Genomic DNA, 12,205 nt, shown 5'->3' with positions numbered 1-12,205 from the left:
AATCTGCATGATCTTTTAAAACCGCGGGAGATATTAAACGTATCTTAAATATTCTTAATTTTGCAGCTCAATTACAAGCATTACATGTTAGGATTAAAATTATTGACAGACCCACGTTGGGCAAATATTGCGGAATCAAATTTAGAAGAAATTTTATCTGACCATGCCTGGTGCGAACAAAAGGCGGCAACCAATGCCATTACCTTAATTACTCAAAATTCAGAACATCAGGATCTTGTAGATGAATTAACAGCGATTGCCATCGAAGAAATGCAGCATTTCCAGATGGTAATTGAGATTATAAAAAAACGGGGTTATACTTTAAGTCGCGAGCGGAAAGATGACTATGTTGGCCGTTTGGTGAAGTTTAGCAAAAAAGACGGAAGCCGAAATATGGCTTTTATTGACAGGTTATTGTTTGCAGCAATGATTGAAGCCAGAAGCTGCGAACGTTTCAGGGTACTTTCGTTAAATATAAAAGATCAGGAGCTGGCCAGGTTTTACCACGAACTGATGGTTTCGGAAGCCGGACATTATACCACATTTTTAAATTTTGCGCGTAAATACAGTACCGATGTTGATGTAGATAAACGCTGGAAAGAATGGTTAGATTTTGAAGGAGAACTGATCCAGAGTTTCGGAACGAGAGAGGCTATACATGGTTAATTCAGTTTGCAATTTTCGGTTTTTCATAACCAACTGAAAACATGATTAATTGCGTTGAAGATCTTTAGTGATCCAATTTTCTGATGAACCACGGGATAAGCTTTTTTCTAAATCTTTTTTATGGTAGCTGTATAACCATAGTACGATATCCTGATAGCTATTAATTCCTTTTTTCTGGTTGTTTAGTTTCAATAACCGATCAAAAGCTACGCTCATATATTTCGACATATCAGAATTATTTTTTAGCCAGAATTGGTTTTCAGTTTTAAAATCTGCTAACACTGTAGGAGCAATGCGCTCAAAAATCATTTGGTAATCGTTAGGCGATTTTATTCTGATTTCCCACAAAATACTGCGGAACATACAATAATAACCTGCATATTGGAAATTGATATCATCAATTTTGATGGCCGTGATGTAGCCTAATAAATTGGCTTCATCTTCTTTTGCAATACCTGTTTGATGTGCAATTTCGTGGCAAATGGTAAAAGGTAAAATAAAAGGAGGTAGATTCATATTAATGTTAGCCTCTCCACTTAATGGGTTGTAATAACCTTCAATGCCACTTTTTGCAACGTAATCGGCAAATAAACACGGTTTTACGCTGGTTATAGCGTAGTTAAAGGCAGTATTCTGTTTAGCCTGTAGTTGATAGCTTAGCGATGCTGTTTTAGATAAACCCGCAACCGAATATAACTTTGGTCTGCTATTCATGCTATCTATCTTAAGCTTTAAGTGCGTAATCCTGATGAGAAAGTATTTTCCTAAAGTTACCAGTTGGGTAGTATTGTATTTTTCGTTGGCTATACCCAGTTTTGTTGCTATTGCTGGCCGCGAGTAGTTTAGGCCCCAGCTTAATTTGAAAACAAGATAAAGTACTAAAACAAGGTTGAGGCATTTAATCCCAATCTGTTTTAAGCTGATTGCTTTTGCCCGATACTTTTTGAAGGTTTTGAAAAAATACCACAATAAATATGCAACCAACAGGATGTAGAGTATATCGCCAATTGCGAAGGGGAAAGAAGAACTTAATAACCTTAGCAGTTTGGAAATTAACGGATAGAAGTTGTTGAAATAAATTTTTTCGGTTAAGTTTTCACTTAATCCTATTAGAAAAACTAAAAAAGCGGCTGTTGCAATGATAAACGTTTTAGAACGGACTAACTTTTTAAATGAGATCAAATCACTTGTAGATTATAAAAAACAATAATATGGCAAGCAACAGGAAGAGTAATATTTTTCTGAACCATCGCTGCTGTTCTGCTTTTCTAAGGTATCCATCTTTTTTTAATTCCCAAGAAAAAATAATTTCGATGAAAGTTATCGGTTCAAAGATAAAATCAAAAACTGAGTACGATTCTTTTGCTCTTTTTAATTCTTCTAATCTTACTTTTTGTTTGGATAGGTGTTTGGCCTGTTTGATTTTTGATTCGTCAACCTTCCTTAAAATTAGCACTGATTGAGCTTCCTGTAAAGCTATTTCATTCCATTCATCGGGAGCGCCTACAATTAACAGGAGTTCTTCCGTTGTTCTATCTTTGATAGGAGGGTAGAAAGTAATCATCTTTTAAGTAGTTTCAAACCCTCAATACTTTCGAAATGTTTATGATTAAGTGTATCGAAAGATAAATTGTGCGCCACAGCAGTAGCTGCAATAAATAAATCAGCCTTATCGATGCTTTTACGGAATTTTTTAAGGTTATTTTGAATATCTACAGCTGCTAAAGCTGCGGCACTATCAAATGGAAATACAACCAAATTGGATAACATTGTTTTCCAGAATTCAATCTGTTCGCCTTTTGCTCCTGTATAAATTTCAAATTCTGTAATGCTAGAAATGCATAAGTTTTCAGACTTTTGAGATAAATCAAATAATCTTGTTTTTGATTTATCCATTTTTCTGAAATAATCAATCAAAATTGAGGTATCAACCATTATTATTTGGTCCGCCATTCATTTATGGATTTTCTTGCTTCATCGATTTTTTGAATTTGTGTTTCAGAAAATACTGGGCCATTTAATAAAAGATCCGAAAATTTTGTGCTATATTTTATAGCAGGCTCTTCAACTTTGTTGTCAGAAATTACATTTCTATTCTTCGCTTTTTCTTTCAACTGAGCAACAAAATCCGAAACCTCCTTCTTCATGTTTGAAGGGAGTGAGGAAATTTCCGAAAATAATTGTAAATCTGTCATTGCTAATTCATTAAGCTAAACAAATATAACAAATCTATCTTGCAAAAGTTAGGCGTTTTCCAATCTGATCGGTCGTGAATTTGCCATTTTGGTAAGCCAAATTACCTGATACAAAGGTATGGGTAATACTGGCCTGGAAGGTATCTCCATCAAAAGGGCTCCAACCACATTTGTAGAAATTATTAAGTTTGGTTACTGTCCAGGAGTCTTTTAAGTCTACCAACACTAAGTCTGCCCAATACCCTTCACGGATAAAACCACGTTTTTCGATGTCAAAACAGATGGCCAGGTTGTGCGCTGTTTTTTCAACAATTTTCTCTAAAGAGATTTTACCCTGTAAATGCATTTCTAGTAATGCTGGTAATGCATGTTGTACCAATGGACCACCAGATGGGGCTTGAGCGTAAGGCTGCTGCTTTTCTGCCAAAGTGTGTGGGGCGTGATCTGTTGCAATTACATCAATGTAATCTTCAAGAATACCTTTAAGCACACCTTTCTGATCATCTTCAGTTTTTATCGCAGGGTTCCATTTGATGAAATTCCCTTTTGAAGTATAATCTTTATCGTTAAACCAAAGGTGGTGCACGCAAGCTTCGGCCGTAATCTTTTTATCCTTTAAAGGCGTAATATTATCAAATAGTGCTATTTCTTTTGCTGTAGAAATATGTAAGATATGCAAGCGGGTTTGATAAGTTTTAGCCAGTTCTACCGCTAGTGATGATGACTTATAACAGGCCTCCGCACTGCGGATTAAAGGATGCATCTCTATTGTTAAATCTTCGCCATATTTAGCTTTAAATTCGGCCAGATTATGGCGGATGGTTGCTTCATCTTCACAGTGGGTAGCCACTAATATTGGTGCTTTGCTAAAAATGTTTTCTAAGGTTTTTTCGTTGTCAACCAGCATATTCCCTGTTGATGAACCCATAAAAACCTTAATACCACAAACGTTTTTAGGGTCGGTTTTTAAAACCTCTTCAATATTGTCGTTGCTGGCCCCCATGTAAAATGAGTAATTCGCTAACGAAGTTTGGGCAGCAATTTCATATTTATCGGCTAATAAACCCTGTGTTAAGGTATTGGGCACCGTATTGGGCATTTCCATGAAAGAGGTAATTCCTCCGGCTACGGCGGCCATGCTTTCAGTAAAAATATCGGCTTTATGGGTTAAGCCTGGTTCGCGGAAATGTACCTGATCGTCAATCATGCCTGGTAAAAGGTATTGTCCTGTTGCGTTAATTTCTTGCGCATCAGGTGCAGACAGATTTTGACCGATTTTGGTTATCAATCCATCTTTTATCAATACATCGGCAACAATTTTTTGTCCTTCATTTACAATTGTAGCAGCTTTTATCAGGTAAGTATTCATGGTTTCAAAGGTAGTAAATTAGTATTAAGTAGAGCGTATCAAGTATCAAGTTTGGGAGGATGAAAGGAAGAAATTGAGCTAAGGATTACTGTTTTATGTTTAATAAACCTGATAAAGTGGAAATACTTTTTGGTGCAGGTCTTCGACAAGCTCAGACTGACAATCGCAAAAAGATTGAAACGATAGCAGGACTGCCGGAACCGAAGAATTACGAAAATTGCTTTACTCCTATTCTGATAAAAATAAGCTTAGATTCTACATTGCACTGAAACCTTCTGCCTTACACCTTCAAACCCTCAACCTTAATCACTATCTTTGTGCGCTATGGCAAAATCGTTCGAAGAATTTAAGTTAAACAGGCAAATTTTAAATGCAGTTGCCGATGCAGGTTATACCGTTGCCACGCCGATACAGGAAAAAGCAATTGCACCAGTATTATCTGGACAGGATATTTTTGGTATTGCCGAAACTGGTACAGGAAAAACCGCGGCTTTTGTTTTGCCGATTTTAATGCAATTGAAATACGCTCAGGGCGATAATCCAAGAGCATTGATTTTATCTCCAACACGCGAACTGGCCATGCAGATTGCCGAGCAGGTAAAGCTGTTTTCTACTTATACCGATTTACGTTCTTTGGTGATTTTTGGTGGAATTGGTCCGAAAACACAGAAAGAGCAGATTGCAAAAGGAGTTGATATCCTGATTGCCACACCCGGAAGATTCCTGGATTTATATTTAGCAGGTGATATCAATACTCAGAGCCTTAAATTTTTGGTGCTGGATGAAGCCGATAAAATGATGGATATGGGCTTTATCGGTTCTATTCACCGGATTTTGGAAATCGTTCCGCGTAAACGCCAGAATTTGTTGTTCTCAGCGACAATGAGCGATTTGGTACAGAAAATTGCAGGCGATTTCTTGAATAATCCACTTGTGATTGAGGCATCTGCGCAAGCAACACCTGCTGCAAACGTAACGCAGACTTTGTATTACGTTCCGAACTTCAAAACGAAAATTAACCTATTGCAGCATTTGCTGAAGAATGATGAGGCTTTTAACCGCCTGATCATTTTCTGTAAAACAAAAACCGTTGCCGATAATATTTTCAGTTTTATTGAGCGCAGATATGGTGCGGAAAATGTTCGCGTGATCCATGCGAATAAAGGACAAAACACCAGAATTAACTCTATAAATAGTTTCAAAGAAGGTAATATCAGGGTTTTGGTGGCTACAGATGTAGCAAGTAGGGGTATTGATGTAAGTGATGTAAGTCATGTGATCAATTTCGATGTACCTATCATTATCGAAGACTATGTACACCGTATTGGCCGTACCGGTAGGGCTTTTGCCAAAGGTGATGCAATTACCTTTGCAACAGATGCCGAGAAATATTATATCCGCAAGATCGAAAAATTAATCCGCCAATATATTCCAGTGGCCGAGATCCCGGAAGGCGTTTTTATTGATGAAACCCCTTACGAAGAGCGCCAGCATATTGCAAAGGAAATCGATATGCAGAAACGTAAGGAAGATCCTGATTTTAAAGGGGCTTTCCACGAGAAAAAGCATGCTGCAGCGATAGAGAAAAAGGTAAGAGAAAAAGCCAAGGCAAAGGCTGGCAAACAGGTAAAGAGTTTTAAAAAAGGTAAAAAATTCGACAAGAAAAAGTAATGAAGTTTAGGATTACGCCTTTAAATATCGTTAGTGCCATTGGTTTGGGATTAGTGGCCGTAAATTTAGTTTCAGAGAAAAGTACAGCACCACGCCATGTGGATATGAGTGGCTTTTATCTCCTGATTTTAGGTTGCCTTATCCTTGTAACCTTTATTACTGATATTATTTTTCGCTTCATTTTAAAGGATATTAAACGTATCTGGATAATAGAGTTGATTTTCATCTTCATTGCCACAGTACTCATGTTAATTCTGCAAAAGTTAGCGTAATTAAACCGTAAAAATATCTGTACAATTCTTATCTGTGCAATCTACACATCTGTGTAATCAAATTAAATAAGCATCTTTGCATCCGGAAAAATAAACTGATACCTAAAAATCCCTTTATCGGTGTAATCATATTTAAAAAAAATGAAAAAAGCAGAAATAAAAATAACTGTTGAGTTAGACGAAGGAAATAATCCCGATAATATACTTTGGGAGAGTACAGATGCTGGAAACGCTGATAAAGTGCCAGCCAAGGCGATGTTTTTATCGGTTTGGGACCACAATTATAAAAATACTTTAAAGATAGATCTTTGGACGAAAGATATGCCTGTTGATGAGATGAAACGTTTCTTCTACGAAACTTTGCAAACCATGGGCGATAGCTTTTTAAAAGCCACAAACGAAACTTTGATTGTTGAAGATTTACGTGATTACTGTGCCCACTTCGCAGATAAGATGGGGATTATTGAAGGACAATAGTTCATTAGTCATTAGTCATTAGTCATTAGTCATTAGTCATTAGTCATTAGTCATTAGTCATTAGTCATTAAAAAATGCCAGACAAGTTAGCTATTAAACTATTAACCATCAACTATCAGCCATTAAAGTAATTCACCGATTTATACAGTTAACCGATTAACCAAAAAATATGTTAGTATTAAATAAATTCAGGGCATGGTTAGGCATTTTGTTATGCGTTATTGCAGGTTTCTGCCCAATGTTAAAAGTGCCCATTAAAGGCAATTGGAACTTGTATCAATCAGATGCCCGTTTGTTTTTGATCACTTATGCCATTATTGCCATTTCGGTATTGTTTCTCTTTATCAGAAAAGTTGGTGCCTTTAAGTTTATGAGTTTTGTAATGGCTATCTGGTATGTTTTAGCGGTAGTTGCTGTTTATTTTACTGCAAATAATTATACTAAATATGGCTTCGCCAATAAACTTATTGGTAAAGTTGTTCATTTCCAATGGGGATGGATCGTACTTTTAGTTGGCGTAATATTGATGCTTTTTAGTGTTAAGCGCGGAGAGAAGATTAGCGCTTAAGCCTTTTCGTGCAATTGAGAGGTGAGTTTTGAAACCTCGTATCCCTTTGCCTTACACCTAGCTACAATTTCATCATGGGTTTTCTTCGGCATAGTCTGATTACGGCTCATGATGAACAAAAATTTACGATAGGGGTGTCCTACCACCACATAGGAGTAATCATCTGCCAGTTCAATGATCCAGTAATCAATCTTTATCGGCCAAATAAACTGTGCCTGCAACTCTCCTTTATCTCCCTCTTCCGATGGAAACATTTTAGAATTCCTGGAATAAACTTTATCATCGCCCGGTTTTTTATAGGTAGTTAAAACATTATAATAACCATCTTTATTCAAGGTGTATTTAGTAGTGGTTTCACGGCTCCCTTTATCAAAAATGGTAGGGATTGAATATAATGAGTACCAGGTTCCCGAATATTTTTTTAAATCTAATTTGGCCACAGGAATATTTTTTTCCATTGGCAGGTGGGTTAAAAAAACAAACAGGAATAAGCAGGCCATTTTCATGATATCAGGGGCATTTGATATGATTTACGAAACGGATAAAAAAACAGATTTCTTAGAATTTATTTTTTGCTTTCCAGATGAAGCCATCGAGCACATAATGCGTAGCCTGTGGTAAGGCTAAAAGTGGAACCAGCAGCGATAATAACTCCGTGTTTGTAACCTGCGGCAAGCCGGAAAAAAGTTTGAAAACCGATTGATGTTCTTTCCATACCAAACCATCCCAAAGGCCTTCTTCCATATAGGCGAAAAGTACCAGGATCAATAAGAAATAAAATATCCCGAATTTTCCGAAACAGAGATCCATGATTTTATTCTTAGCGGTTTGGCCTCCGATTTTTTTCTTTTCAAAAAACCAGATAAGTGCCATATACGGAATGCCATGCGAAATTACATTTACGGTAGTAAAGGCCATATCGCCATTAAAATAAACAATGCCGAAATACCAGGCTAAAAATGTTCCGATAACGATTAAGTTGCGCGGAAGGTTAATCCATTTTTTGCTGATGATCAATATAATTTCTTTAACAATATAAATGGCGATGATTAAGATGTATCCCATGCTGGAGTATCTTAATAGCATATCGTTCCTAAAAGTGAAAAAATCGCCTTCGATAAACCAATTGAAATTTCGACCGTTGCTTAAATGCCAAAAAAGCAAAGGATACAAGGTAGCGGCGTAAATGGCAATTTTATCAATTGTAGTTAACAGCCTGGTTGAATTTTCGTTACGGGAATACAGGCGCATAAAGCCATATTGCTGCCTGATAAAATGGTAAACAGCCAAATACGCCAATATTCTCCAAAACCATAAGCCATCGAGACGATAGAGGATAACACCTATAACATAACAGGCCAATGGAATAGAGATGAGCAAGGTATACTGCTTTTTGAAATTACCCCGATTAAAATAAGTTCGGTATAAGGTGCTGTAAACATGTGCAACATCTATAAAAACAATTAAAAATACCCAATAAGCCAATGGAATACCTGATGAGTTTTGAAATTGGCCAGGGAAAAGTAAAACCAGCAATAAAGAGAAGAATGCAGGCGATATAATGAAAATAACATCGCTCCATGCAGTATTAAGCCAGGGCTGAGTTTGTTTATGAGATAACATTTAAAATCTGTTTTGCTGCGTTAATACCCTGATGAAAAGCCTCCTCAAAGATAGATACCCCGCTCAGATCACTGTGGGCAAAGAAAATTTTATGATCTATTGGTGCTCTGGCTTTTTCCAGATTTTCGCTCCAAACAAAATTTGTGGTAGGTGCAATCATCCCATGTCCCCAAACCCAGAAATCGATATTTTCAATCACTTCTGTAATCCCCGGATGAATCATTTCTAATTCAGGAACAACAATGTCAAGCCATTGTTCGTAACTCCGGGCATATGCTGCCAGTCGTGCAATTGCGGGTTCAAAATCGCACAGGGGCAGGTAATAAGTAATTACTTTTTTATCCTCCGACAGTTTTAAATGTTGTTGCGCCGAATTTACATAACCAACAGATGGCGTATTATAGGCCACATTGTCCCAACAAAGATTTATTCCTTTCGATTCTGGTAATTCGTTGATGGTAATATTGGCAATAAGCCATGGCGAATAGTTAAAAGCTTTATAGTCAATATTCCGGTTAAAACGCTCTAGTAAGCGGTTGTTTACAAATTGTGGTGTACATAAAATGATCTTTTCGGCTGTTATTTCCTCCGTGATGTTGGTATGCGTATTGAATATGGAAGCCGTTACATCGCCATTTGCCATCGATTTTAATCCATAACATAGGATTGATGTTTTGATATGATCTTGTAACTGCTTGGCAAGCTGCTTCATGATCCAGCCGTTGCCTTCGGGCCAGGTTAGTATGGCATTCTGTTCTGCATTTGCAGCTTTCCCTCTGCGCGAAGCGAAATAATGTAAACCCGCCCAGGCTGATATTTTATCTGTCTTTTGCCCATAATCATCTTTACACGCATAATTTAAATACCACAATAGGTATTTAGAATCGTATCCTTTTTCTTCGAGGTATGAACGGAAAGAAATCTTATCCAGTTTTCTGTAGCCAGGATCGCTTGATGAAGCGCTTAACGGAATATTAAATAGAAATTTGCCGTCGTTTCCTTTGGTGTTTTTTAACTGATCTACTTCACGTAAAAAGCGCTTAATCTGTTCTTTATCGGTTGTTGGTACACCAAAATCGGGTATCAGACCTTCCTGCCATTCGCCATTGATCAATAATCTTTCCTCAGGATCAAAAGTGAGGTAATAATCGTTGTAATAGGGGAGTTCTTTTTCGAAATGGGTAATTACATTGATTTCCTGCAAAAAATCGATTAGCAGGTTATCATCATTGTTTGCAACGGTAATATAATGTGCACCTAACGGATATGAGGATACTTTATTCGTGCCGAAATAAGAGTTCCCTCCGGTGTGATTTTCCAGTTCCAGAATTTCAAAATCCGTCTCTCCATTCCTTTTTAACCATCTGCCAGCCGATAAGCCTGAAATTCCGCTGCCGATAATCAGTATTTTTACCTTTTTTGTTTTACTTGTGCCCGGTAATTTTATCTTATCGCGCAAAATATGACCAGCTTTCGCATTTGGTCCCTGTAGTGTCCCTTTGATGTTGTATTTAGTTGATCTGATTTTTTTATAACAGCTGTTCAAAAAAATGCCACCTGTTATCAATCCAATCCTCAAAAGAAAAGAACGCCGTTTTAAATATGCCGATAAATCACCTTTATAAAACGTTTGCCCACTCATCTTCGAAATATTTCACTAAAATCTGGTTGTTTAACTTATTTACATCAGTTTCTACCTTGGCCATATCTTTTGGGAAGAAAAGCATCAGATCTAAACTTTCTTTCGAAACGAACCTTAAACCAGGTAAATATTGCTGAGGTTTTTTATAAATATTGTCCGGTGCGGTTGCCATAATATAGCCCCACTCGCCAAAAGAAGGTACATAATTATGGTATGGAATGGTTTTTAAACCCACACTTTCGAGGGTTTTATTAACCGTCCAAAAAGATTTTGGTGCAACGTAAGGTGAAGTTGACTGGACAACCATTAAACCTTTTGGTGCAAGTATGCCTTTAACCAGGTTGTAAAAAGCGTTGGTATAGAGTTTGCCAACAGCATAATTTGAGGGGTCTGGGAAATCGATGACAATGAAATCGAATTTTTTATGCTGCGCTTTGATCCAGCTAAAGGCATCGGCATTAATTACTTTTACCTTAGGCGATAAGAGTGCGTTTTTGTTTAAACCTAAAAGGATCTTGTTCGATTGAAAAAGACTTGTCATTCCTTTATCTAAATCTACCAGTGTTACCGAGTCAATATTGGAGTATTTTAATATTTCCCTAACAGCAAGGCCATCTCCACCGCCCATTACGAGCACATGTTTAGCAAAAGGTAAGGCTTGCAAGCCAGGATGTACCAGTGCTTCATGGTATCGGTACTCATCGTCAGAGCTAAACTGGAGATTTCCATTTAAGAAAAGCCGTAAAACCTTATTCTTTTTCGTCAGGATAATGCGTTGATAAGGTGTGCTTTTCGAATAAATAATGGTATCACTATAGGTCTGACTTTCGGAGAAGCTGGTAATTTTATCTGCGTAAACAAAGCCTGCAAGCAATAAAATAATGCTTACTATTGATGCGCTCTGCAGATATTTGGAAGCCCTGATTTCTTTTTTGAAACTTAAGCATACAATTAAAGCTACCGCAACGTTGAGCATGCCAAACATATATGCTGTTTTTACCAGTCCTAAATGCGGGATAAGCAAAAGCGGAAAAATGAGTGAGGCCAGTAGTGCGCCGATGTAGTCGAATGTAAAAACCTTCGAAACCAGATCTTTAAATTCATAACGGTCTTTAAGGATACGCATCAGCAACGGAATTTCTAGACCCACAAGAATACCCGTTAAGCTCACAAAACCATATAATACAATCCTGAATGAAGCAATACTTTCAAAAACGAGGAATAAAACCGTTGAGCTAAAACCCCCAACCAAGCCGACTAAAATTTCGATCTGAATAAACCAAGAAAGGATATTTTTCTCGAAATACTTAGATATCCAGGAGCCTATACCCATAGAAAAAAGGTAAACGCCAATGATGGTGGAGAATTGGGTAACCGAATCGCCAAGTAAATAACTGGCCAATGTACCCGCAATCAATTCGTAAATAAGACCACAGGTGGCAACAACAAAAACGGAAATTAATAAAAGTGCCGGTAGCTTTTTGTTCATGCTAACTGTGGATGGCTGAACTTATAATAATTGCTATTGCAATAATAAAAGCCGCAAAAACGATTGCTAAAGCCAGGTTTTGCTTTTCCAGGATCTCTTTCCAAAGGTTTTCGGGTGTCATTTTTTCAATAATCCAAAAAGCGATAAAGAGAACAATGATGCCCAATACGGAATAAACCAATGATGCAATAATGTACTTGATGTTAATTAATTCATTTAAACTCATAATGTTT

General features: G+C 37.1%; 15 protein-coding genes. 5 read left to right on the top strand and 10 right to left on the bottom strand.

Annotation, left to right across the window (positions count from 1 at the left end; translation table 11 throughout):
• The first annotated feature begins 84 nt into the window (after positions 1-84).
• Positions 85-666, top strand: coding sequence for a MiaE family protein (locus AC07VK_RS19240; protein ID WP_492954627.1), 582 nt, complete (start codon positions 85-87; stop codon positions 664-666).
• 45 nt (positions 667-711) lie between these two features.
• Here the strand turns inward: AC07VK_RS19240 and AC07VK_RS19235 are convergent, their stop codons facing one another.
• Genes AC07VK_RS19235 through AC07VK_RS19215 form a run of 5 tightly spaced genes read right to left on the bottom strand, consistent with a single transcriptional unit; the run spans position 712 to position 4,230 of the window.
• On the bottom strand, positions 712-1,848 hold the full coding sequence (locus AC07VK_RS19235) for a DUF3810 domain-containing protein (RefSeq protein WP_492962556.1): 1,137 nt from the start codon (positions 1,846-1,848) through the stop codon (positions 712-714).
• 1 nt (position 1,849) lies between these two features.
• Positions 1,850-2,230 (bottom strand): hypothetical protein, encoded by a 381-nt coding sequence (locus AC07VK_RS19230; RefSeq protein ID WP_492962554.1) that lies wholly within the window; start codon positions 2,228-2,230, stop codon positions 1,850-1,852.
• On the bottom strand, positions 2,227-2,619 hold the full coding sequence (locus AC07VK_RS19225; protein WP_494939814.1) for a type II toxin-antitoxin system VapC family toxin: 393 nt from the start codon (positions 2,617-2,619) through the stop codon (positions 2,227-2,229). Before AC07VK_RS19225 ends, AC07VK_RS19230 begins: the two co-directional genes overlap by 4 nt.
• Entirely contained in the window at positions 2,604-2,861 is a 258-nt protein-coding gene (locus AC07VK_RS19220) for a hypothetical protein (protein WP_492962552.1), read from the bottom strand. Before AC07VK_RS19220 ends, AC07VK_RS19225 begins: the two co-directional genes overlap by 16 nt.
• Positions 2,862-2,895: 34 nt before the next feature.
• Complete coding sequence (locus AC07VK_RS19215) at positions 2,896-4,230, bottom strand: dihydroorotase (RefSeq protein ID WP_492962550.1); 1,335 nt, start codon at positions 4,228-4,230, stop codon at positions 2,896-2,898.
• Between the two features lie 324 nt (positions 4,231-4,554).
• Between AC07VK_RS19215 and AC07VK_RS19210 the strand changes: the two genes are divergently transcribed.
• The 4 genes from AC07VK_RS19210 (at position 4,555) to AC07VK_RS19195 (ending at position 7,218) form a co-directional block, all read left to right on the top strand.
• The gene (locus tag AC07VK_RS19210) at positions 4,555-5,901 is read left to right on the top strand and encodes a DEAD/DEAH box helicase (RefSeq protein WP_492954631.1); all 1,347 of its coding nucleotides are present in this window, start codon (positions 4,555-4,557) and stop codon (positions 5,899-5,901) included.
• On the top strand, positions 5,901-6,173 hold the full coding sequence (locus AC07VK_RS19205) for a hypothetical protein (RefSeq protein WP_492962548.1): 273 nt from the start codon (positions 5,901-5,903) through the stop codon (positions 6,171-6,173). The genes AC07VK_RS19210 and AC07VK_RS19205 overlap by 1 nt, the downstream gene beginning before the upstream one ends.
• Before the next feature lie 141 nt (positions 6,174-6,314).
• Positions 6,315-6,650 carry a gliding motility protein GldC gene (gene gldC, locus AC07VK_RS19200; RefSeq protein ID WP_057932380.1) on the top strand — a complete coding sequence of 112 codons (336 nt, stop codon included), beginning with the start codon at positions 6,315-6,317 and terminating at the stop codon, positions 6,648-6,650.
• A 169-nt stretch (positions 6,651-6,819) separates the two neighbouring features.
• The gene (locus AC07VK_RS19195; RefSeq protein ID WP_492954633.1) at positions 6,820-7,218 is read left to right on the top strand and encodes a hypothetical protein; all 399 of its coding nucleotides are present in this window, start codon (positions 6,820-6,822) and stop codon (positions 7,216-7,218) included.
• On the opposite strand, the gene AC07VK_RS19190 is transcribed toward AC07VK_RS19195, so the two are convergent.
• From AC07VK_RS19190 to AC07VK_RS19170, 5 genes are all read right to left on the bottom strand, one after another.
• Positions 7,215-7,676, bottom strand: a complete 462-nt coding sequence (locus AC07VK_RS19190) for a lipocalin family protein (protein ID WP_492954634.1) — start codon at positions 7,674-7,676, stop codon at positions 7,215-7,217. The genes AC07VK_RS19195 and AC07VK_RS19190 overlap by 4 nt on opposite strands.
• A gap of 100 nt (positions 7,677-7,776) precedes the next feature.
• Entirely contained in the window at positions 7,777-8,841 is a 1,065-nt protein-coding gene (locus tag AC07VK_RS19185) for a hypothetical protein (protein WP_492962546.1), read from the bottom strand.
• Positions 8,828-10,387 (bottom strand): NAD(P)-binding protein, encoded by a 1,560-nt coding sequence (locus AC07VK_RS19180; protein WP_494939813.1) that lies wholly within the window; start codon positions 10,385-10,387, stop codon positions 8,828-8,830. Before AC07VK_RS19180 ends, AC07VK_RS19185 begins: the two co-directional genes overlap by 14 nt.
• A gap of 73 nt (positions 10,388-10,460) precedes the next feature.
• Positions 10,461-11,972 carry a polyamine aminopropyltransferase gene (locus AC07VK_RS19175; RefSeq protein WP_492962542.1) on the bottom strand — a complete coding sequence of 504 codons (1,512 nt, stop codon included), beginning with the start codon at positions 11,970-11,972 and terminating at the stop codon, positions 10,461-10,463.
• Position 11,973: 1 nt separating this feature from the next.
• The gene (locus tag AC07VK_RS19170) at positions 11,974-12,198 is read right to left on the bottom strand and encodes a DUF350 domain-containing protein (RefSeq protein ID WP_108200717.1); all 225 of its coding nucleotides are present in this window, start codon (positions 12,196-12,198) and stop codon (positions 11,974-11,976) included.
• Between the last annotated feature and the right edge of the window lie 7 nt (positions 12,199-12,205).

The organism is Pedobacter sp. GW821-FHT01D05 (genome assembly GCF_059422505.1).
This window is presented reverse-complemented; position numbering and strand designations above follow the sequence as displayed.